18 protein-coding genes, 1 other RNA gene and 1 riboswitch are annotated in these 20,554 nt (G+C 64.8%); of the genes, 13 read left to right on the top strand and 6 right to left on the bottom strand.

From position 1 onward, the window contains the following. Positions 1-150: 150 nt before the first annotated feature. Both ssrA and smpB read right to left on the bottom strand, forming a co-directional pair. Positions 151-543, bottom strand: a transfer-messenger RNA (tmRNA) gene (gene ssrA / locus BLT40_RS03370). Between the two features lie 81 nt (positions 544-624). After that, entirely contained in the window at positions 625-1,125 is a 501-nt protein-coding gene (gene smpB / locus BLT40_RS03375) for an SsrA-binding protein SmpB (RefSeq protein ID WP_036112483.1), read from the bottom strand. Between the two features lie 79 nt (positions 1,126-1,204). On the opposite strand from smpB, the gene BLT40_RS03380 reads away from it, so the two are divergent. Next, a complete protein-coding gene (locus tag BLT40_RS03380) occupies positions 1,205-1,633 on the top strand; it encodes a type II toxin-antitoxin system RatA family toxin (RefSeq protein WP_036112485.1) in 429 nt (142 codons plus the stop codon). Next, on the top strand, positions 1,626-1,904 hold the full coding sequence (locus tag BLT40_RS03385; RefSeq protein ID WP_176809084.1) for an RnfH family protein: 279 nt from the start codon (positions 1,626-1,628) through the stop codon (positions 1,902-1,904). The genes BLT40_RS03380 and BLT40_RS03385 overlap by 8 nt, the downstream gene beginning before the upstream one ends. A 13-nt stretch (positions 1,905-1,917) precedes the next feature. On the opposite strand, the gene bamE is transcribed toward BLT40_RS03385, so the two are convergent. Beyond that, entirely contained in the window at positions 1,918-2,379 is a 462-nt protein-coding gene (gene bamE, locus BLT40_RS03390; protein WP_036112489.1) for an outer membrane protein assembly factor BamE, read from the bottom strand. Between the two features lie 72 nt (positions 2,380-2,451). Between bamE and fur the strand changes: the two genes are divergently transcribed. After that, complete coding sequence (fur, locus tag BLT40_RS03395; protein ID WP_036112492.1) at positions 2,452-2,865, top strand: ferric iron uptake transcriptional regulator; 414 nt, start codon at positions 2,452-2,454, stop codon at positions 2,863-2,865. Between the two features lie 318 nt (positions 2,866-3,183). On the opposite strand, the gene BLT40_RS03400 is transcribed toward fur, so the two are convergent. Continuing rightward, the gene (locus tag BLT40_RS03400) at positions 3,184-4,803 is read right to left on the bottom strand and encodes an MASE1 domain-containing sensor histidine kinase (protein ID WP_051943514.1); all 1,620 of its coding nucleotides are present in this window, start codon (positions 4,801-4,803) and stop codon (positions 3,184-3,186) included. Between the two features lie 86 nt (positions 4,804-4,889). Here BLT40_RS03400 and BLT40_RS03405 point away from each other — a divergent pair, with 86 nt between their 5' ends. Continuing rightward, on the top strand, positions 4,890-5,519 hold the full coding sequence (locus tag BLT40_RS03405) for a response regulator transcription factor (protein ID WP_036112494.1): 630 nt from the start codon (positions 4,890-4,892) through the stop codon (positions 5,517-5,519). A 3-nt stretch (positions 5,520-5,522) separates the two neighbouring features. Here BLT40_RS03405 and recN read toward each other — a convergent pair whose 3' ends face one another. Further along, complete coding sequence (gene recN, locus BLT40_RS03410) at positions 5,523-7,193, bottom strand: DNA repair protein RecN (RefSeq protein ID WP_090352514.1); 1,671 nt, start codon at positions 7,191-7,193, stop codon at positions 5,523-5,525. Between the two features lie 134 nt (positions 7,194-7,327). On the opposite strand from recN, the gene hrcA reads away from it, so the two are divergent. From hrcA to BLT40_RS03440, 6 genes are all read left to right on the top strand, one after another. Continuing rightward, complete coding sequence (hrcA, locus tag BLT40_RS03415) at positions 7,328-8,389, top strand: heat-inducible transcriptional repressor HrcA (protein WP_036112496.1); 1,062 nt, start codon at positions 7,328-7,330, stop codon at positions 8,387-8,389. An 86-nt stretch (positions 8,390-8,475) separates the two neighbouring features. After that, entirely contained in the window at positions 8,476-9,012 is a 537-nt protein-coding gene (gene grpE, locus BLT40_RS03420) for a nucleotide exchange factor GrpE (protein ID WP_036112500.1), read from the top strand. A gap of 129 nt (positions 9,013-9,141) precedes the next feature. Then, a complete protein-coding gene (gene dnaK / locus BLT40_RS03425) occupies positions 9,142-11,070 on the top strand; it encodes a molecular chaperone DnaK (RefSeq protein WP_036112503.1) in 1,929 nt (642 codons plus the stop codon). A 127-nt stretch (positions 11,071-11,197) separates the two neighbouring features. Further along, the gene (gene dnaJ / locus BLT40_RS03430; protein WP_036112506.1) at positions 11,198-12,328 is read left to right on the top strand and encodes a molecular chaperone DnaJ; all 1,131 of its coding nucleotides are present in this window, start codon (positions 11,198-11,200) and stop codon (positions 12,326-12,328) included. Beyond that, on the top strand, positions 12,325-13,119 hold the full coding sequence (gene dapB / locus BLT40_RS03435) for a 4-hydroxy-tetrahydrodipicolinate reductase (RefSeq protein WP_090351385.1): 795 nt from the start codon (positions 12,325-12,327) through the stop codon (positions 13,117-13,119). The genes dnaJ and dapB overlap by 4 nt, the downstream gene beginning before the upstream one ends. A 54-nt stretch (positions 13,120-13,173) precedes the next feature. Further along, positions 13,174-13,372, top strand: a riboswitch (yybP-ykoY riboswitch). 16 nt (positions 13,373-13,388) lie between these two features. Beyond that, a complete protein-coding gene (locus BLT40_RS03440; protein WP_090351387.1) occupies positions 13,389-14,396 on the top strand; it encodes a sodium:calcium antiporter in 1,008 nt (335 codons plus the stop codon). Positions 14,397-14,449: 53 nt separating this feature from the next. On the opposite strand, the gene BLT40_RS03445 is transcribed toward BLT40_RS03440, so the two are convergent. Beyond that, positions 14,450-15,133, bottom strand: a complete 684-nt coding sequence (locus BLT40_RS03445; RefSeq protein WP_036112516.1) for a 2OG-Fe(II) oxygenase family protein — start codon at positions 15,131-15,133, stop codon at positions 14,450-14,452. A gap of 217 nt (positions 15,134-15,350) precedes the next feature. Here BLT40_RS03445 and carA point away from each other — a divergent pair, with 217 nt between their 5' ends. From carA to greA, 3 genes are read left to right on the top strand one after another with little or no spacing between them, the layout of a single operon-like run. Further along, positions 15,351-16,493: a glutamine-hydrolyzing carbamoyl-phosphate synthase small subunit gene (gene carA / locus BLT40_RS03450; protein WP_090351389.1), complete on the top strand. Its 1,143-nt coding sequence runs from the start codon at positions 15,351-15,353 to the stop codon at positions 16,491-16,493. 51 nt (positions 16,494-16,544) lie between these two features. Beyond that, positions 16,545-19,772 carry a carbamoyl-phosphate synthase large subunit gene (carB, locus tag BLT40_RS03455; protein WP_036112523.1) on the top strand — a complete coding sequence of 1,076 codons (3,228 nt, stop codon included), beginning with the start codon at positions 16,545-16,547 and terminating at the stop codon, positions 19,770-19,772. Continuing rightward, on the top strand, positions 19,769-20,251 hold the full coding sequence (greA, locus tag BLT40_RS03460; protein WP_036112526.1) for a transcription elongation factor GreA: 483 nt from the start codon (positions 19,769-19,771) through the stop codon (positions 20,249-20,251). The genes carB and greA overlap by 4 nt, the downstream gene beginning before the upstream one ends. The last annotated feature ends 303 nt before the right edge of the window (positions 20,252-20,554 follow it).

Here is a 20,554-nt window from a genome sequence, read left to right on the forward strand (position 1 = left end):
GAACGTAGAGGCCGGACGGACGTTGAACAAACAAGGGTCTGGGCACAAACGGCAGCTAAAGTGACACCTGAGGAAACGGCGTTTCGGGCGTGGCGTTGCCGCAAAAAGAAACGGCGAAACAACGACTTATCGCTGTCTCGCCGCAGGTGTTGGTGGAGGTGGCGGGAGTCGAACCCGCGTCCGAAGGCGTTTAATCTCCAGATCTACATGCTTAGCTCACCGTTAGATCTCGTCCACCGACAGCACGGCGTGCTAAGCGCACCGGCGGACATATCTGATTGATCTAGCGTCAGGCCCACAGACGGAGAGCCTTTCAGCGGTCTCATGATAGTGACCCTACACCGCCGAGCATGAGCACAAGAGCGGGTCGGGGGTTTGGCCTTTTTTAGGGGCCGGACAGCTTAGGCGGCGAGAGCCACCGAGTTGTCACCGTAGTAGTTGTCATTGGCAACTATATGTTTTGCAGCTGGTTTAACGAGGAAAGCTACCCCCTCGGCATGCACCAGTAGATCGCACTACCCCCGTCGAAACCAGAACACCCCCGGGGAAAACGTGGTGGAACTACATCACTCAGTATATGGGCGGGGAGGGAGACCCACAATGGGCGCCGCCTGACCGTTCAGGTCAGCCCATGCGATTGTGCGAGCGCATGACGCGCTGCTTGTCGATCGCCCATTCGCGCTCCTTGTCCGTGTTGCGCTTGTCGTGCTCCTGCTTACCCTTGGCCAGGCCGATTTCGCACTTCACCTTGTTGTGCTTCCAGTACATCGCAGTGGGCACCAGCGTGTAGCCCTTCCGCTCGACCGCACCGATCAGGCGATCGATTTCCTCGCGGTGGAGCAGCAGCTTGCGGGTGCGGCGATCATTGGCGATCACATGGGTGGAAGCGCTGATCAGGGGCGGGATCTGGGCACCGACGAGGAACACCTCGCCGTGCTGGATGATCGCGTAGCAACCTTCGCCGAAATTGATCCGGCCGGCACGCAGCGACTTCAGCTCCCAGCCCTCGAGGGCCATGCCGCATTCGAAGCGCTGGTCGATGTGGTATTCGTGGCGCGCGCGCTTGTTCAGCGCGATCGTGCCGCCGCCTTCTTTTTCCGTGTCCTTCGGTTTCGCTTTTGCCATGTCCGCTAAAATCGGTCTCTCGAGTCCCTGATACAAGGCCGGCGGGTCCGTTTGCCGGCACATAAGACGAGGTCAGTTCATGATTGAAATCCGCCGCAGTGCGATCGTGCCTTTCACGCCCGCGCAGATGTTCGACCTGGTCAACGATGTGGAAGCATACCCAAAGCGCTTCGGGTGGTGTGACGCTGCCACCGTGATCGAGCGGGGTGACGATGTGCTGGTCGCCCGGCTGGATCTCAAGTTCGCCGGCATGCGGCAGAGCTTTACCACCCGTAACACGACGGTGCGGCCGGAGCGGCTGACCATGCAGTTCGTGGAGGGGCCGTTCCGCTCGCTCGATGGCTTGTTCACCTTCCAGGCCCTGGGTGACGTGGGCTGCAAGATCGCCCTGGCACTGGATTTCGACTACGCCGGCCTCGGCGGGTCCGTACTGAAGATGGGGTTTCAGCAACTCGCCAACCGGATGGTCGACGACTTCTGCGACGAGGCACGCCGCGAGTATGGCTGACCTGAACGTCGAACTGGCCTACGCGGGACCGGAAGCGCAGCGGGTAGTTCGCCTCGTCGTGCCGTCAGGGACGACCGTCTGGCAAGCCATTGAGCTGGCCCGTGCGCAACTGCCCGAAGGTGTGGCGCCCGATGCGACCCGTCTGGGCATCTTCTCGAAGAAGGTGGATGCGGATCGTGTGCTGAAGGAAGGCGACCGGGTGGAGATCTACCGGCCGCTGATCCTGGATCCGATGGAGGCCAGGCGGCGCCGCGCGAAACGCGGCGCCTGAACCTGCCGGCTTCTTACTTCTTGTCGTCCGACGAGCCGCCACCGAACACGCCACCGTCGTCCTTCTTGTCGTCAGCGCTGGTGTTCTTGTCACCCTGGGCGCCGCCGACCGGATTGGCCTTGTACTTCTCGGAGTCCTTCAGCAGCTGCTGCGCGTCCTGGGCGAAGAAATCGCCTTCGGTGCGGACCAGCGTGTCATTGTTGAAGGTCAGGGTGAGCGTACGGGTGGTCATCTTCTGGCCGCGGTGGGAGAAGGTGGACACGTAATCCCAGCGATCCTGGTCAAAAGGCGAGGTGACCGAGGGGGTGCCCAGCAGCACCAGGACCTGACGCTTGGTCATGCCCGGCTGCAGCTGGTCGACGTTTTTCTTGTCTAGCAGGTTGCCCTGCTGCACGTCGGGGGTATAGACGAGGCCACAGCCCGCGATGGCAACCGCCATCATGGCCAAACCCAGCGTGCGGATGAGCTTATGCATGCGTAGTAACGTCCGGATCGTGAAGCCTGCGATGATACACTAAGCGCCTGACGGCACCGCGAGGGGGTCTATATGGACCAGGAAACCAAAGAGCTCCGCAGGGCGGGGCTCAAAGTCACACATCCGCGCATGCGGATCCTGCAGATCTTCGAAGAGGCGGACGAACGCCACCTCACGGCTGAAGACATCTACAAGCGTCTGCTTGCGCACCAGGAGGACATCGGGCTTGCCACGGTGTATCGGGTGCTGACCCAGTTCGAAGCTGCCGGCATCGTAATGAAGCACAACTTCGAAGGTGGGCAGGCCGTCTACGAGCTGGACCGCGGCAAGCATCATGACCACATGATCGACGTTGACAGCGGGAAAGTGATCGAGTTCATCAGCGAGGAGATCGAACGCCTCCAGCACGAGATCGCCGACCGCCACGGATACGTCATCGAAGACCACAGCCTGGTGCTGTACGTGCGGCCCAAGAAGAAGCGCTGAGTCAGGCTTTCGCTCGCGGCGAGAGGGCCCCTTCGGGGGCCTTTTTCGTGGGCGTGATTCAGGCGAGGGGTGTTGGCGGCGACATTTCGGGCGCCCATAAAAAACGCCGCCGGCGGACTCCTGTCCACCGGCGGCTTGATCCGCTTCGTTGTGGAACGTGGATCGCGAGTTGCTCGCTGGATTCACGTCTGCCCACTTCGAACCGGCGAGGCCGACATCCTGTCGCCTCATCAGGTCGATCGTCCCCACGACCGACCTGGGCTCACCGTCTCTCGACGGCGGCTCCCCCACATCGATAATGGGATCGTAACGAAGTGTTCACTGACCCGGTATTGGAAAATTTCCTATGCTCATTCCGATACTTGTGCTGCGGAGCAACACGCGGAGGTGCAGTCCGACGGGCTCGGGCCGGATCCGGAAGAGGCCTCCAAGCGCGGTGATTCGGTCACTCATGCCCTGTAGTCCGCGCCCTCCGCCGTCGGTTCTTGCGGGTTTGGGGGTGGAGGGCAGGCCGGTGCCGTCGTCACGAATGTCGAGGATGGCGACCGGACCGCTGTCACGCATGCCGATGCGGAGGCGTAGGGCCATCCGGCTGGCGCCGGAGTGGCGGACGACGTTGGTCGCGCTCTCCTGGACGACGCGATAGATCGCGGTCAGCGTGTCCTCGTCCAACAGGCGGGGCTCGCCCCGCAGGTCGGTGACATAGTGGATGCCCGCAGCGGTCAGCATGTCGCGGATCGGGCCTTCGTCCAGTGCGCGCAGCAATCCGAACTCGTCGAGCACCGAGGGGCGCAGACTGTCGAGCATCTTGTGCAGCGCCTTGCGCATGTGCCCAAGGATGCCGTTGATGGATTTACCGATGTCCTCCATGCCCGCGCTGCCTAGCCGCGCCTGTGCCAGTTTCAGGTGGGTCTGGATCGCGGTGAGGTTCTGTCCGAGTTCGTCATGCAGCTCGGCGGCCATGTGTCGGCGCAGGTTTTCCTCCGCCTGCAGGTTGCCGCGGGCGGCGTCGCGCAGCTGACGGGCCAGCTGATCCAGGCGCTGGTTGGCGGCGGCGAGGTGGGTGTTCTGCTGGGCGACGCGCTCGCTGCTGCGGCGAAGCGCGTCGGTGGCTGCGCCGAGCATCAGCGTGCCGGTGCCGGCCACGGCAAGGAACAGATGGGCCGCCGCCGTGGGCGCGCCGCGGCCGATCATGTCTTCGGTGACATTCAGGCCCACGCTGGTGATGAGCATGGCCAGGCCCGCGCCACGCCAGCCATGACGGAAGGCGAAGAAGAGCACCGGTGCCAGTGACAGCACGCGGGCGAACTGCGGCTGCGGAGAATACTCGGCCAGGGTGATCAGGATGGCCAGCGAGGGCAGCATGACGAGCAGGCCGTCGAGCAGGAGCTCGGCCATGGACGACTGCGTGGGGCGCTCGCGAAAGACGAGGATCATCACCGGCACGACCAGCAGAACACCGAGGTAGTTACCGAGCAGGTCGCTGCCGAAGGTGGTGCCCAGCATCTCGACCGGCGCGGCCGGGTGCAGCGAGGCCATCATGGCGGCGTTGCCGGCGGTGGCGACCGTGGCCGTCACCATCGCCGAGAGCAGCAGGCGGGCGACGTCTTCCGGGGTGCCCAGGCTGGCGTGCAGGTGGGCGCGGCGAAGCAGCCACAGGCACGCGGCCACCATCAGGGGCTCCGGCGCGTCGCCGAGCAGAAAGCCGGCGCCGCCGATGGGCAGGCCGCTGCGCCATTCGCAGATCATGCTGCCGGCGAGTTCCGCTCCGAGGATCCAGAACCAGTTGCGGGTGCGGGTGAGTAGCAGCGCACCGAAGCGCAGGCCAAACGGCAGTACCCAGTAGGGCTGCTCGGTAGGCCAGAGCATGATCCAGATCGCCGCGTAGGCGAGCGCTAGCAGGGGACCGGCGAATCGGGAAGGCGCGTGTAGTCGCATGCCCGAATGTTACACGGCGGATGTGCCGGCCCGACGCTCGGCGTCGCCCATACGCACGCGTCGGGATTGCCTGTTACATTCTGTGCATGCCAAGAATCGCTCTTGTAGATGACCATGCCATCGTCCGTGAGGGTTTCAAGCGACTCATCGAGCTTGAACCCGATCTGGACGTCGTTGCCGAAGCCCGCAATGCCGACGAGGCTGTCGATGCGGTCACCCAGCATCGCCCCGACCTGGTGGCGGTGGATCTGTCGCTTCCCGACGGTAGCGGCCTCCCGCTGATCGAGCATCTCGCGAGCATTTCGCCCGGGATGAAGATCGTCGTGCTGAGCATGCACGACGGCGAACCTTACGTTTCCGAGGCGTTGCGTCGCGGTGCGCGCGGCTATGTGACCAAGGGTGTCGCGCCCGAGGAACTTGTCGCCGCGGTGCGTTCGGTGCTTAGCGGTGAGCAATATCTCAGTTCGGATCTGCGGCAGCGGCGCTCGGGACGGCCTTCGGCGGATCTGGATCCGTTCAGTCGTCTGACGGCGCGTGAGCGGGAGGTATTCCTCTTACTCGCGGCCGGGCGCGCGCCGAAACAGGTCGCGGCGGAACTGGGGATCGGGCAGAAGACGATTTACATCCACCGGGCGGCGGTGATGAACAAGCTCAATGCCGGGTCGGAGCTGGACCTTTATCGGATGGCTCAGGAGCGGGGGCTCATCAGGACCTGACGGTCACCCCTGAGCCCGATCCAGCATTTTCTTCGCGTGCGCCCGCGTCTCCTTCGTAATCTCGACGCCACCCAGCATGCGCGACAGCTCGTCACGACGGCCGGATGCATCCAGCGGATGGATACGCGTACGGGTCGAATCGCCGTCGCTCTCCTTGGCCACGCGCAGGTGTGAGTGACCTTGCGCCGCCACCTGCGGCAGGTGGGTGACGCAGAGTACCTGCACCTTCTCGCCCAGCGCGCGCAGCTTCTGGCCGACCACCTCGGCGACGGCACCGCCGATGCCGGTGTCCACTTCGTCGAAGATCATGCAGCCGATGTTGTCGTTGCCCAGCGTCGCGACTTCGATCGCCAGACTGATGCGGGCGAGTTCGCCACCCGAGGCCACCTTGCGCAACGGGCGTGGCGGCTGGCCGGGGTTGGCGCTGACCAGCAGTTCGCAGCGCTCGCGGCCCTGCGGATCCGGGTCGTCGCCCTCGGCCGGCTCGAGCGACACTTCGAGACGGCCACCGCCCATGCCCAGCTCACCCATCAACGCGGCCACCGTGCCGCCGAGTCGACCGGCGGCGTCGGCGCGGGCTTTCGACAGCGACGACGCCGCGTCATCCCATGCCTTGCGCAGACGATCGCGCTCGCGACCCAGACGGTCGAGCGCATCCCCGGCGCCTTCCAGTTCGGCAAGGCGCTCGCGGACTTCCTCGGCCTTGGCCGTCAGTTCCTCGATGGGCAGGCGGTAGCGGCGGGCGAGGTCGTGAAGGTGCGTGAGGTGGGTGTCCACCTCGGCGAGCCGTTCGGGATCCAGTTCGACATCCTGCGCGTAGCGGCTGAGGCCGTCGACGGCCTCGCCGACCTGAATCTGGGCGCTGTCGAGCAGCTCCAGGGTCGGGACGAGCGAGGCGTCCAGCTCGGCCAGGCGCGACACCTCGGCATGGGCGCGCAACAGGGCGCGGCCGACAGCGAATTCGCTTTCGCCGTCGAGGATTTCAACGACGCCATTGGCGCCCTCGGCCAGCCGGCCGGCATTGGCCAGCCGGCGATGCTGGGCTTCGAGGTCTTCGAGCGCGGCGGGCGCGAGGGCCCAGCGGTCGAGTTCTTCCAGTTCGTGGGCGAGCAGCTCGATCTGGCGCTCGCGGTCATCGCCGCCGGACAGCGTACGAATGCGCGCCACGGCGTCGCGCCAGGCTTTGGCCGTGTCGCGGACGCTCGTCTGCAAGACCTCGTTGCCCGCGTAGGCGTCTAGCAAAGCCATCTGATGCTGGCGCGAAAGCAGGGCCTGGTGCTCGTGCTGGCCGTGGATCTCGACGATCAGCGAGGCCAGCGCCGACATCTGGGCGAGGCTGGCCGGGCGGCCGTTGATCCAGCCGCGCGAGCTGCCTTCGGTGCGGATCACCCGACGCAGCTGGCAGGTCTCGCCATCGTCCAGTTCTTCCTGGCGGAGCCACTCGGTGGCTTCGGGCAGGCCGGTGAGGTCGAATTCGGCGGCCAGCTCGGCGCGGTCGCTGCCGGCCCGGACCATGCCGCTGTCCGCGCGGGCGCCCGCCAGCAGCATCAGGGCATCCACCAGCAGGGACTTGCCCGCGCCGGTCTCGCCGCTGACCACGGTGAGGCCCGGACCGAAGGCGATCTCGGCTTCTTCGACGACGGCGAACTGGCGGACGTAGAGCGACGTGAGCATGAGGACCAGGCGGCGGATGGAATCGCGCCGATTGTAGCGGGAGGCGAGTCGCATAAGCCGAGACTTGCAAGCGAGGCGGCGAGACCTTATTGATAGCGCGAGCTTCCAACCCCTTTCCCACACCAGCCAGGCGCATGAATCCGTTCTCCGGTCACGACATCGATGCACGAGCGCGCCGGCTGCTGCGGACCCTCATATCGCAATACCTTTCCGACGGTGAGCCGGTGGGCTCACGCACGCTGGCGCGTTCGTCCGGCCTGGAAGTGAGTCCGGCGACCATCCGCAACATCATGGCGGACCTGGAAGAAGCGGGCCTCGTGGCATCGCCCCACACCTCGGCGGGGCGTATTCCGACGCCGCGCGGCCTTCGTCTGTTCGTCGACAGCCTGCTCGAACTGAAGCCGTTGCCGCGCGACGACATGGCCCGCCTGCAGGGCGGGCTGCCACCGCATCAGACGACCACGCGCGACCTGCTGGGCAATGTCTCGAACCTGCTTTCGGCGATGACCCGCTTCGCCGGCGTGGTCACGGTGCCGCGCCAGGGCGATTTCCCGCTGCGCCACATCGATTTCGTCAATCTGCCCGATGCCCGGGTCCTCGTGATCCTTGTGTTCTCGGACAACCAGGTGCAGAACCGGGTGGTTCAGCTGGCCAGGCCGCTGGACGCCACGGAGCTGGAGCAGGCGGCCAACTATCTCAACGCTCAGTTCGCCGGCTTCCGTCTGGCGGACATCCGGGCGCACCTCGCCACCGAACTGCGCGAGGCCGGGGGCGAGCTCAATCGCCAGCTGGCCAGCGTGGTGGAGCTGGCCACCGCGTCGTTCACCCCCGTCGAGGATGCGGACGACGTGCTGGTGAGCGGTCAGACCAATCTCATGGGGTACTCGGAGCTGGCCGATATCGAGCGGCTTCGCGACCTCTTCGACGCCTTCCAGCAGAAGCGCGATCTGCTTCAGCTGATGGAAATGTGCGTCCAGGCGCCCGGCGTGCGCCTGTTCATCGGCGAGGAATCCGGTTTTTCCGCCCTCGACGGGTGCAGTATCGTCACCGCTACCTACGGCACCAGCGGCCGGATGCTGGGCGCGATCGGAGTTATTGGACCGACGCGTATGGCATATGAGCGGGTGATTCCCGTGGTACAAGCCACGGCCGGACTGCTCAGTGACGCCTTGAATCGCGCCGCGGCGACCTCATAAACCGGCACGGGAGGCGGGTTTAGTATTTCCCGCGAATGTTCGGCCCTTCCCGACGGAGGGCCGTGAAGCTGACATTTGGAGTAACCATGCAGAACAACGATCCCCATGCGCCGGATCAGGCGCAGGACGGCGGTGTCGACGAGAACGGCGCACAGTCCGAGCTCGACGCGCTGAACGCCCAGCTTGCCGCGATGGAAGTCGAGCTGGCCCAGGCCCGCGAGACGGTCCTGCGCGAGAAGGCGGAGATCGAGAACCAGCGCCGCCGCATGCAGCGTGACCTCGACCAGGCCCGCCGTTTCGCCAACGAGAAGCTGCTGGGCGACCTGCTGCCGGTGTACGACGGCATCGCGCTGGGCCTGGCCAATCAGACGGCCGACGCGAAGACGCTGCGCGAGGGACTGGAAATGTCGCTGAAGCAGCTGGAGAAGGTGACCCAGGCCAACGGCCTGTCGGTCGTCGACCCGCTGCACCAGCCGTTCAACCCGGAGCATCACCAGGCGATCAGCTCGGTCGAATCGAACGAGCACGCGCCGAACACCGTGGTGGCCGTGGTGCAGAAGGGGTTCGTGCTGAACGACCGCCTGTTGCGTCCGGCTCTCGTGGCGGTGGTTCGCGACAACTGAACCAAACCCCGTCCGGCGTCGGTTTCGCGCCGCGGGGAGTCTCACCAGATATTGAATCGATGGGGCACACCCCCATTTTCCAAACCAGTCGCGGCCGCGGGGGCCGCTTAGAAATACGGAGCAACTTCAATGGCCAAGATCATCGGCATCGACCTCGGTACGACCAACTCCTGCGTCGCAGTGATGGAAGGTTCGACCGCGCGCGTTATCGAAAACGCTGAGGGCGATCGCACCACGCCGTCCATCGTCGCTTTCACCAAGGACAACGAAGTCCTGGTGGGTGCGCCGGCCAAGCGTCAGAGCGTCACCAACCCCAAGAACACCTTCTACGCGGTGAAGCGCCTCATCGGCCGCAAGTTCACCGACGCCGAAGTTCAGAAGGACCTAAAACTGGTTCCGTACGGCATCGTCGCGCACGATAACGGCGACGCATGGGTGCAGACGGCCGATGGCAAGAAGATGGCCCCGCAGGAAGTGTCCGCGAAGGTCCTCATGAAGATGAAGAAGACCGCCGAGGATTTCCTTGGCGAGGCCGTGACCGAGGCCGTCATCACCGTGCCGGCCTACTTCAACGACAGCCAGCGCCAGGCCACCAAGGACGCCGGCAAGATCGCGGGCCTCGAGGTCAAGCGCATCATCAACGAGCCTACCGCTGCCGCGCTGGCTTACGGTCTGGACAAGACCTCGACGGCCGACCGCAAGATCGCCGTGTACGATCTGGGCGGCGGCACGTTCGACGTGTCCATCATCGAAATCGCCAACGTCGACGGCGAGAAGCAGTTCGAAGTGCTCTCGACCAACGGCAACACCTTCCTCGGCGGCGAAGATTTCGACAACCGCGTCATCGATTACCTCGTGGAAGAGTTCAAGAAGGAGCAGGGCATCGACCTGCGCAAGGATCAGCTCGCCCTGCAGCGTCTGAAGGACGCCGCCGAGCGCGCCAAGATCGAGCTCTCGTCCGCGCACCAGACCGACGTCAACCTGCCGTACGTCACGGCCGATGCGACGGGTCCGAAGCATCTGAACATCAAGCTGACCCGCGCCAAGCTGGAGTCGCTGGTGGAAGACCTGGTCAAGGGCACCATCGATCCGTGCCGCACGGCGCTGAACGATGCCGGCCTGAAGATCTCCGACATCAACGAGGTGATCCTCGTCGGTGGTCAGACCCGCATGCCCAAGGTCCAGGAAGCCGTCAAGGACTTCTTCGGCAAGGAAGCGCGCAAGGACGTCAACCCGGATGAAGCCGTCGCCGTCGGCGCCGCGATTCAGGGCGGCGTGCTGGGCGGTACGGTCAAGGACGTTCTGCTGCTCGACGTGACCCCGCTGTCGCTCGGTATCGAGACGATGGGCGGCGTGATGACCAAGCTCATCGAGAAGAACACCACGGTGCCGACCAAGGCCTCGCAGACCTTCTCGACCGCCGACGACAACCAGACCGCCGTGACCGTGCACGTGCTGCAGGGCGAGCGCGAGCGTGCCAATGCGAACAAGTCGCTGGGCAAGTTCGACCTCTCCGGCATCCGTTCGGCACCGCGCGGTCAGCCGCAGATCGAAGTGACCTTCGACATCGACGCCAACGGCATCCTGCACGTGTCCGCGAAGGACAAGGACACCGGCAAGGAGCAGAAGATCGAGATCAAGGCCGGTTCGGGTCTGTCGGATGACGAAGTCGCACGCATGGTCGCCGACGCGGAAGCCAACCGCGAAGAAGACCGTAAGTTCCACGACCTGGTGCAGACGCGTAACAAGGGCGACCAGCTCGTCCATGCCACGCGCAGCCAGCTCAAGGAGCACGGCGGCAAGATCCCGGCCGAGCAGCTCGCCAGCATCGACGGCGCGGTGTCGGAACTCGAGAAGGCGCTGACCGGCGAAGACAAGGACGCCATCGAGGCGAAGATCACCAACCTGGAGCAGGTCGCTCAGGCGCTGTCCGCCGCGGCTCAGTCCAGTGGCGGCACGCAGGACACCGCGCAGCAGTCCGCACCGGGCGGCGGCTCGGCTCAGCCGGACGACGTGGTGGACGCCGAGTTCACCGAGGTCAAGGACGAGAAGAAGTAATTTCGTCCTGTAGAGCAACGGCACACCGCGGGCCCGGCGCCCGCGGTGTGACAACGGTTAACCGGTATGATCGCGTCGAAGGGAAACCTCTCGGCGCGTTCGTCCGTCCAGGGAAAGCAAGCGTGTAATGAGCAGCAAGCGCGACTACTACGAAATTCTCGGTGTCGAGCGCACCGTGACCGAGGGCGACCTCAAAACGACCTTCCGTCGCGTGGCGATGAAGTACCACCCCGACCGCAATCCGGACGATCCGACTGCGATCGAGAAGTTCAAGGAAGCCAAGGAGGCCTACGACGTACTGTCCGATGCGCAGAAGCGCGCGGCGTACGATCAGCATGGCCATGCCGCCTTCGAAGGCGGTGGCTTCGGTCGTGGCGGCGGCGCCGGTTTTGGCGACGTCGGCGATATCTTTGGCGATATCTTTGGGGACATCTTCGGCGGTGGCGGCGGACGCCAGCGTGCGCGTCGCGGTGCCGACCTGCGCTACATGATGGATCTGGATCTCGAGGAAGCCGTGTTCGGCGTCGAGAAGAAGATCGAGATTCCGACCCAGGTCAACTGCCATCACTGCAACGGTAGCGGTTCGGAAGACGGCAAGGTCTCCAAATGCAGCACCTGCGCCGGCCATGGCCGCGTGCGCATGCAGAACGGCATCTTCTCGATTCAGCAGGCTTGCCCGACCTGCCACGGCTCCGGCCAGAAGATCGACAAGCCCTGCAAGAAATGCCACGGCGAAGGCCGTCTGGAAGAAGAACGCACGCTGTCGGTGCAGATTCCGGCCGGTGTCGACAACGGCGACCGCATCCGTCTGACCGGGCAAGGCGAAGCCGGTCCGGCCGGTTCGCCGTCGGGTGATCTCTACGTGGAAGTGCGTGTGCGCGAGCACGCGATCTTCCAGCGCGATGGCAGCGATCTGTATTGCGAAGTGCCGATTCGTTTCGCTCAGGCCGCGCTCGGTACCGAACTGATGGTCCCGACGCTCGAGGGCGAAGTGGCCGTCAACGTGCCGCCCGAGACGCAGACGGGACATCAGTTCCGCATGCGCGGTCGGGGCGTGAAGTCCGTTCGCGGCGGTCGTACGGGTGACCTGGTGTGCACCGTCGTGGTCGAGACGCCGGTTCGCCTGACCAAGGAGCAGCGCGAGTTGCTTACCCAGCTCGAAGCGACGTTCGTCGGCGAAGAGGCGGCGAAGCATACGCCGCGCTCGACGACGTTCATCGATGGGGTGAAAGACTTCTGGTCCAGGGTCACTTCATGACCCGTCCCGTCCGTCTCGCCGTCAGCGGCGCATCCGGCCGGATGGGCCATGCGCTGCTCGGTCTTGTCCGCGACGACGAACGCTTCGAACTCGTTCGCGCCATCGTCTCGTCGAACTCCGCGCGTCTGGGCAAGGCGGCCTATGGCGACGTGTCGGCGCTTCGCTTCAGCGACTGGAACGACGCCTCCGACATCGACGTCGTCATCGACTTCAGCGGGCCGGAGGGTCTCGCCTCCGCGCTGGACTACTGCGAGACGAGTGGTGCGTCACTGGTGACCGGCAGTACCGGTCTCGGTCCTGAGCTGACCGAGCGTCTTTCTAAAGCATCGGAACGCATCGCCGTCCTGCATGCCGCCAATTTCAGTCTCGGTGTCGCCGTTCTGACGCGGCTTCTTCGCGAAGCCGCCGCGGCACTGCCTGGCTGGGACCTCGATATCGTCGAGGCCCATCACAACCGTAAGGAAGACGCTCCGTCGGGTACCGCGCTGGCACTGGGGCATGCCGCTGCCGCGGGGCGTGGCGCGACGCTGGATGAATTGGCCGTCTATTCGAGGGAGGGCCGTCCCGGCGCGCGTAAGGCAGGGACGATCGGCTTCGCCGTCGTACGTGGCGGCGATATCGTCGGCGAGCACCAGGCGTTGCTGATGGGGCAGGGCGAGCGTATCGAGCTGGGGCATCGCGCGACGGATCGGTCCATCTTTGCGCGCGGCGCGCTGGAGTCCGCGGCGTGGATCGCCGGGCGTGCGCCGGGGACCTGGACGATCGACGACGTGATCGCCGCAAGGGTTTGATGCTCTGCGTAAGAATCGCTCTCACCTGATCTGAGAGCACGTGTTAACATCCGCCCCGAAGTCATTGGGGAGTAGCCATCTCCGTACCCAGGAGAGTTCGCGTCAACAGACTTGGTGGCCTTGTGCCCCATGGCGCGAACGGCAGCGACGCACGCACGGTGCGTTGCCGGCCCGGCGAGACCTTTGGCCAGCGACATGCTTACCCAGGCCGGGCGAGCGGTGTCGTTGAGCCATCGGTATTTTCTCGCTCGCTCGGCCTTAGATAAAACATGCTGCTGACATGCTTTCTCTTCCTGGTTTCGGCCGGGGCCATCTATTTCGCGTGCGAATACTTCGTCAACGGCGTCGAATGGTTCGGGCGCAAGCTCAACCTCGGCGCCACCGCTACCGGTACGGTCCTCGCGGCCTTCGGTACGGCGCTTCCCGAAAGCGCGGTGACGTTCGTCGCCGTGATGTTCGGCAAGGATGCCGCGGCTAAGGACATCGGCGTCGGTGCGGCCCTCGGTGGCCCACTGGTGCTCGCGACCATCGCTTACGCCGTGGTCGGATTCGCGTTGTATGCGGAGCGTAAGCGCCTGAAGCGCCCCGACCTGCGGGTGCGTGTGGATAACCAGCGTCTCGCGCGCGATCAGTCATGGTTCCTGGCGATCTTCGTCGTGAAAGTCGGCCTGGGTCTCATCGCCTTCGCATGGAAGCCCTGGCTCGGCGTGCTTTTCCTGCTCGCGTACGTGGCCTACGTGTGGCGCGAGATGCGTGACGACAGCACGGCGCCTGAGGAGGAAGAGCTCGAGCCGCTGACCTTCCGCCCGAATGACGCCGATCCGACGATGGGCTGGATCGCGCTGCAAACCGGTCTGGCGTTGATCGTCATCGCCATCGCGTCGCGCACCTTCGTGTGGCAGCTCGAGGCCTTCGGCGAGTTCTTTCATCTTTCGCCCCACATCGTCGCACTGGTACTGAGCCCCGTGGCGACCGAGCTGCCGGAAACGGTGAACGCGCTGATCTGGGTTCGTCAGGGCAAGGAGCGGCTGGCGTTGGCCAACATCTCCGGCGCCATGATGATTCAGGCGACCATTCCGAGCTCGATGGCGTTGTTCGCCACGCCGTGGCTGTTCGATACGCCGCTGATCGTGGCCGGCGGCGTCACGATGGTGGCGGTGGTCGCGCTGTGGGCGATGTTCCGGCACGGGGCGGTGGAAGCGCGCTGGCTGATGCCGATCGGCGCGCTGTACGGCGTGTTTGCCGTGTTCGTCGGCTGGTGGTTCGGGGTGCGGTGAGGGACGGAAGACCGGCTCTGTTGGAAGCCACGCCGCCGACGAACCAGTCCGCCTCAGTCCGGATGCGAGGCATTCCGGTCGCGATCGGCACCCACCTTCCGGTCCAGCTTTCCGAAGATCTTCTTGAACACCCGCGAGAACTTGCCCCGCTTGGTCTTGCGGGCTTTCTCCTCTTCGGAGGTCAGCCAGGCGACCTGAATGACCCGGCGCTCGCCCTCATAGGGCAGGTGACCATGGAAGGAGTTCTCGGCCCGGCGGAACACGGCGAACTCCCCGTAAAGCGGCTTCAGCTCCGGCGCGACGATGTCGTCGATGTCATTGATCGAGCTGAGGAAACGCAGGCAGCCGTCGCTGGTATCCGGCCACATCGGGTTGAGGTAGATCAGCGCGGTGGCGATCTTGGACTTGCTGTCGGTGTGGATGGTGCCGTGCCGGCGGTTGAGCAGGCGGCAGATCGTGACCAGGGTGGGATAGTTCTCCAGCCCGGGAATACCGAGGTGTTTACCGATGGCGGAAGAGAACTGGCGCGAGGTCATCTGCTTGACCAGCTCGTTCACGGACGGGCCGCAGTCGCTGGCGTCGTAGGGGAAGAAGCCGGCGCTGGTGTATTGCGGGAAGTCGCGGTCCAGTTCGGATCGCGACTCGTCCGGCAGCTGGCCGTGGGCGATCATGAACGAAAAGGGCTCGTGCCGGATGTCGGTGTCGGGACGGTCCAGGCGGGCGGGGTCGAGCAGCATGCGGTGGTTCTCGGTGGTCTGGCTCGGGCGCCATTGTATCGCGTCGGACCTGTTCACCAGCGATATTCCGCCGCAGGGTCGTTCATCGTTTTGCGGTGGACAAAACGGGCCCTGGCGCCTATCATTCTTACCCGCCCAGCGACCCCTATATCCCCAAGGCCCACGAGCCGCTAAATGCAGGCTTGCGGGCTTTGCTGCACCCGAAGGCGGCCATCCCATGCGTACTCCTGCTCTGCTTGCTCTCGAAGACGGCAGCATTTTTCACGGCCACGCGGTCGGTGCCCGTGGTGAGACGATTGGTGAGGTGGTGTTCAACACCGCCATGACCGGTTATCAGGAAATCCTGACCGACCCCTCGTACTCCCGTCAGATCGTCACGCTGACCTATCCGCACATCGGCAACACCGGCACCAACGATGTCGACGTCGAAGCCGACCGCGTCCACGCGGCGGGCCTCATCGTCCGTGACGTGCCGCGCCTTGCCAGCAACTGGCGCAGCGTCGAGCCCCTGCCGCAGTATCTCGAGCGCAACGGCATCGTCGCCATCGCCGGTATCGACACGCGTCGCCTCACACGCATCCTTCGCGAGAAGGGCGCGCTGAGCGGCTGCATCGTCGCCGGCGACGCGATCGACGCCGATGCCGCCGTCGCCAAGGCGCGCGGTTTCGAAGGCCTCAATGGCATGGACCTCGCGAAGGTCGTCAGCACCACCCGGACCTATCAGTGGTCCGAGGGTGTGTACGACCTCGACAAGCAGGCGTTCTACAACGCGCCGAAGAAGTTCAGGGTCGTCGCTTACGACTTCGGTGTGAAGCAGAACATCCTGCGCCTGCTCGCCGGCCGCGGTGTCGACATCACCGTGGTGCCGGCGCAGACGCCCGCCGATGACGTGCTGGCGATGAATCCGGACGGCGTCTTCCTGGCCAATGGCCCGGGCGACCCGGCCGCGTGCGGCTACGCGATCGAAGCGACGAAGCGGATCCTCGATACGAAGATCCCGCTGTTCGGCATCTGCCTGGGGCATCAGATCCTGGCGCTGGCCGTCGGCGCGAAGACGCTGAAGATGAAGTTCGGTCACCACGGCGCCAATCATCCGGTGAAGGATCACGACACCGGCCGCGTGCTGATCAGCTCGCAGAACCACGGCTTCGCGGTGGATCCGGCCACGCTGCCGGCCAACGTGCGCGTCACCCACACCTCGCTGTTCGACGGCTCGCTGCAGGGCTTCGCCCTGACGGACCGCCCCGCGTTCTGTTTCCAGGGACACCCGGAAGCCAGCCCCGGTCCGGAGGACGTCGGTTACCTGTTCGACACGTTCATCGCCTCGATGGAAGAGCACAAGGCCAAGCGCGCGTCCTGACGCGCCGCTGGCCCTTCCGTTCATCCATCCGCTTCGTTTGCGAGAGATACCATGCCCAAGCGCACAGACATCAAGACCATCCTCGTCATCGGTGCCGGCCCGATCGTCATCGGCCAGGCCTGCGAGTTCGACTATTCCGGCGCCCAGGCCTGCAAGGCGCTGAAGGAAGAGGGTTACCGCGTCGTCCTGGTCAATTCGAACCCGGCGACGATCATGACCGACCCGGACACGGCCCACGCCGTCTACATCGAGCCGATCAACTGGCAGACGGTGGAGCGCATCATCGCCAAGGAGCGCCCCGACGCGATCCTGCCGACGATGGGCGGCCAGACCGGTCTCAACTGCGCCCTCGACCTCGCCGACAACGGCGTGCTCGAGAAATACAACGTCGAGCTGATCGGCGCGTCGCGCGAAGCCATCCGCATGGCGGAAGACCGCAACCTGTTCCGCATCGCCATGGCCGAGATCGGTCTGGAGTGCCCGAAGGCCGAGGTCGCCCGCTCGATGGAACAGGCGCTGGAAATCCAGGCCACGGTCGGCTTCCCGACCATCATCCGCCCCAGCTTCACGCTGGGTGGTTCGGGTGGCGGCATCGCATACAACAAGGAAGAATTCGTCGAGATCGTCGGCCGCGGCCTCGAACTCTCGCCCGTGCACGAAGTGCTGGTCGAAGAGTCGGTGCTTGGCTGGAAGGAATTCGAGATGGAAGTGGTCCGCGACAAGGCGGACAACTGCATCATCGTCTGCTCGATCGAAAACTTCGATCCGATGGGCGTGCACACGGGCGACTCGATCACCGTCGCGCCGGCACAGACGCTGACCGACAAGGAATACCAGCGCCTGCGTAACGCCTCCATCGCGGTGCTGCGCAAGATCGGTGTGGACACCGGCGGCTCCAACGTGCAGTTCGGTATCAACGCCGAAGACGGCCGCGTGGTCGTCATCGAGATGAACCCGCGCGTGTCGCGTTCGTCGGCACTGGCCTCCAAGGCCACCGGCTTTCCGATCGCCAAGGTCGCCGCCAAGCTCGCTGTCGGTTACACGCTGGACGAACTGAAGAACGACATCACCGGCGGTCTCACCCCGGCCTCGTTCGAGCCGTCCATCGATTACGTCGTCACCAAGATTCCGCGCTTCGCTTTCGAGAAGTTCCCGGCCGCCGACGCGCGCCTCACCACCCAGATGAAATCGGTGGGCGAGGTGATGGCGATGGGTCGTACCTTCACCGAGTCGATGCAGAAGGCTCTGCGTGGCCTCGAGATCGGCAAGACCGGCCTCAACCCGACCGGCCTGGACATCGGTAGCGAAGAAGGTTTCCAGACGCTCAAGCGCGAACTGCGCGAGCCGCGTCCGGACCGCGTGTTCCACGTGGCCGATGCCTTCCGCGCCGGCCTGTCGCTGGAAGAGGTTTATGCGCTGACCCGTATCGATCCGTGGTTCCTGGCCGCGTTCGAAGACATTGTGATGACCGAAGGCGAAGTGCAGCGCCAGGGCCTGACCGCGCTGGACGAACCGCGCATGCGCGAGCTCAAGCGCATGGGCTTCTCCGATGCGCGTCTGGCCGAGCTGGTCGACACCAACGAAGCCGCCGTGCGTCACGTGCGTCGTACGCTGGGCGTCCGCCCGGTCTACAAGCGCGTCGACTCCTGCGCCGCCGAGTTCGCCACCACCACCGCGTACATGTATTCCACGTACGAGGAAGAGTGCGAGGCCAACCCGACCAACCGCGACAAGATCATCGTGCTGGGCGGCGGTCCGAACCGCATCGGCCAGGGTATCGAGTTCGACTACTGCTGCGTGCACGCGGCGCTCGCGCTGCGCGAGGATGGTTTCGAAACCATCATGGTCAACTGCAACCCGGAAACCGTCTCGACCGACTACGACACCTCCGACCGCCTGTATTTCGAGCCGCTGACGCTCGAAGACGTGCTGGAGATCGTCGACCTCGAGAAGCCCAAGGGCGTCATCGTGCAGTACGGCGGTCAGACCCCGCTCAAGCTGGCGCGTGCGCTCGAAGCCGCCGGCGTGCCGGTCATCGGTACCTCGGCAGAGTCGATCGACCTGGCGGAAGACCGTGAGCGCTTCCAGCAGCTCATCGAGAAGCTCAAGCTCAAGCAGCCGCCGAACCGCACCGCGCGCAACGCCGACGAAGCGCTGGCGCTGGCCCGTGAGATCGGTTATCCGCTGGTGGTCCGCCCGAGCTACGTGCTCGGTGGTCGCGCCATGGAAATCGTCTACGCCGACGCCGACCTCTCGCGCTATATCCGCGACGCCGTGCAGGTGTCCAACGATTCGCCGGTACTGCTCGACCGTTTCCTCGATCATGCCGTGGAAGTGGACGTCGACATCGTCGCCGATGCCGAAGGCAACGTGCTGATCGGCGGCATCATGGAGCACATCGAAGAGGCCGGCGTGCATTCCGGCGACTCGTCGTGCTCGCTGCCGCCGTACTCCCTCTCGCAGGAAGTGCAGGACGAAATGCGCCGCCAGGTCACCGAGCTGGCGCGTGAGCTGAAGGTCATCGGCCTGATGAACACGCAGTTCGCGATCCAGGGTGACGAGGTGTTCATCCTCGAGGTGAACCCGCGCGCTTCGCGTACGGTGCCGTTCGTCTGCAAGGCCACCGGCATGTCGCTGGCGAAGATCGCCGCGCGCGCCATGGCCGGCCGTACGCTCGCCGACCAGGGCGCGACGAAGGAAATCATCCCGTCGTACTACTCGGTCAAGGAAGCCATCTTCCCGTTCCTGAAGTTCCAGAACGTCGACCCGATCCTCGGGCCGGAGATGCGTTCCACGGGTGAGGTGATGGGTGTGGGTCGCACCTTCGGCGCCGCGTTCGCACGCGGTCACGAGGCGGCCGGCATCAAGGCGCCGCCGAAGGGCAAGGTCTTCATGTCGGTACGCGATGCCGACAAGGAGCGCCTGCTGCCCATCGCGCAGGATGTCACCGCACGCGGTTACGTCGTCGTGGCCACGGCCGGTACCGCGTCGTTCCTCGAGGGTCATGGCGTGAAGTGCGAGCGCATCAACAAGGTGCTCGAGGGCCGTCCGCACATCGTCGACCTGATCAAGAACGGCGAAGTCGTCTATATCGTCAACACGACGGAAGGCAAGCAGGCCATCTCGGATTCGTTCTCGATCCGTCGCGAAGCGCTGCAGCAGCGCGTCACGTACTCCACCACCGTGGCCGGCGCGCGTGCCCTCGTGCATTCGCTCGACTTCCACGCCGATGGTGAAGTGAACAGCCTGCAGGACCTGCACAAGGAGCTGAACGCATGAGCCCGACCCGTCCGCCCATGACCGCCATCGGTGCCGACCGTCTTCGTGACGAACTCGAGTACCTCAAGCGCGTGAAGCGTCCCGAGATCGTCGCCGCCGTGGCGGAAGCGCGTGCGCATGGCGATCTGAAGGAAAACGCCGAGTATCACGCCGCACGTGAGATGCACGGCTTCAACGAAGGCCGTATCAACGAGCTGGAAGCGGCGCTGTCCAACTCCGAAATCATCGATACGGAGCGCCTCACGGTGGGCTCGCGCATCGTGTTCGGTGCCATCGTCGAACTGATCGACCTCGATAACGATACGGAAGTGACGTATCAGATCGTTGGCGACCTGGAAGCCGACATCAAGAAGAACCTGATCGCGGTGTCGTCGCCGATCGCGCGTGCGCTGATCGGCAAGAGCGAAGGCGACGAGTTCGACTTCGTCGCGCCGAATGGCACGAAGACGTATGAGATCAAGGGTGTGCGTTACAAGTAATTTGTGCGTTTGCCCGCGGTCGAAAACGCCCCTTTGTCGGGGCGTTTTTTTGCGGCATACATGGGGCGGTGCTGCGGGCTCGGCTTGCGCCATCGCGTCTTGCTTTGTCGCGGTGTGTTGTGTCGCGTTGGAGAGCCGGCGGGGGTGACCCTCGCGGCCACGCCTGCGGCGACCCCTCAAGGAAAGGCGGCTACCGCCGCCGTGTATCAATGGCCTTCGGCCGGGTCGGGCTTCGCCTGGGGGTTTTCGAGTCGGCTGTCCCTGCCTCCCCGAAAACGGCCGGTCATCCCTGACCGGCCCCGC

It is taken from the genome of Dyella sp. 333MFSha, assembly GCF_900102405.1.
Taxonomy (GTDB): Bacteria; Pseudomonadota; Gammaproteobacteria; order Xanthomonadales; family Rhodanobacteraceae; genus Luteibacter; species Luteibacter mycovicinus.

What these genes read in the sequence shown, in the direction of transcription:
- recN (WP_090352514.1), bottom strand. Translation starts at nt 7,193, where the DNA reads ATGCTCACGTCGCTCTACGTCCGCCAGTTCGCCGTCGTCGAAGAAGCC.
- bamE (WP_036112489.1), bottom strand. Translation starts at nt 2,379, where the DNA reads ATGCATAAGCTCATCCGCACGCTGGGTTTGGCCATGATGGCGGTTGCC.
- BLT40_RS03405 (WP_036112494.1), top strand. Translation starts at nt 4,890, where the DNA reads ATGCCAAGAATCGCTCTTGTAGATGACCATGCCATCGTCCGTGAGGGT.
- BLT40_RS03445 (WP_036112516.1), bottom strand. Translation starts at nt 15,133, where the DNA reads ATGCTGCTCGACCCCGCCCGCCTGGACCGTCCCGACACCGACATCCGG.
- carA (WP_090351389.1), top strand. Translation starts at nt 15,351, where the DNA reads ATGCGTACTCCTGCTCTGCTTGCTCTCGAAGACGGCAGCATTTTTCAC.
- grpE (WP_036112500.1), top strand. Translation starts at nt 8,476, where the DNA reads ATGCAGAACAACGATCCCCATGCGCCGGATCAGGCGCAGGACGGCGGT.
- BLT40_RS03380 (WP_036112485.1), top strand. Translation starts at nt 1,205, where the DNA reads ATGATTGAAATCCGCCGCAGTGCGATCGTGCCTTTCACGCCCGCGCAG.
- dapB (WP_090351385.1), top strand. Translation starts at nt 12,325, where the DNA reads ATGACCCGTCCCGTCCGTCTCGCCGTCAGCGGCGCATCCGGCCGGATG.
- hrcA (WP_036112496.1), top strand. Translation starts at nt 7,328, where the DNA reads ATGAATCCGTTCTCCGGTCACGACATCGATGCACGAGCGCGCCGGCTG.
- carB (WP_036112523.1), top strand. Translation starts at nt 16,545, where the DNA reads ATGCCCAAGCGCACAGACATCAAGACCATCCTCGTCATCGGTGCCGGC.
- smpB (WP_036112483.1), bottom strand. Translation starts at nt 1,125, where the DNA reads ATGGCAAAAGCGAAACCGAAGGACACGGAAAAAGAAGGCGGCGGCACG.
- greA (WP_036112526.1), top strand. Translation starts at nt 19,769, where the DNA reads ATGAGCCCGACCCGTCCGCCCATGACCGCCATCGGTGCCGACCGTCTT.
- dnaK (WP_036112503.1), top strand. Translation starts at nt 9,142, where the DNA reads ATGGCCAAGATCATCGGCATCGACCTCGGTACGACCAACTCCTGCGTC.
- BLT40_RS03385 (WP_176809084.1), top strand. Translation starts at nt 1,626, where the DNA reads ATGGCTGACCTGAACGTCGAACTGGCCTACGCGGGACCGGAAGCGCAG.
- BLT40_RS03440 (WP_090351387.1), top strand. Translation starts at nt 13,389, where the DNA reads ATGCTGCTGACATGCTTTCTCTTCCTGGTTTCGGCCGGGGCCATCTAT.
- BLT40_RS03400 (WP_051943514.1), bottom strand. Translation starts at nt 4,803, where the DNA reads ATGCGACTACACGCGCCTTCCCGATTCGCCGGTCCCCTGCTAGCGCTC.
- dnaJ (WP_036112506.1), top strand. Translation starts at nt 11,198, where the DNA reads ATGAGCAGCAAGCGCGACTACTACGAAATTCTCGGTGTCGAGCGCACC.
- fur (WP_036112492.1), top strand. Translation starts at nt 2,452, where the DNA reads ATGGACCAGGAAACCAAAGAGCTCCGCAGGGCGGGGCTCAAAGTCACA.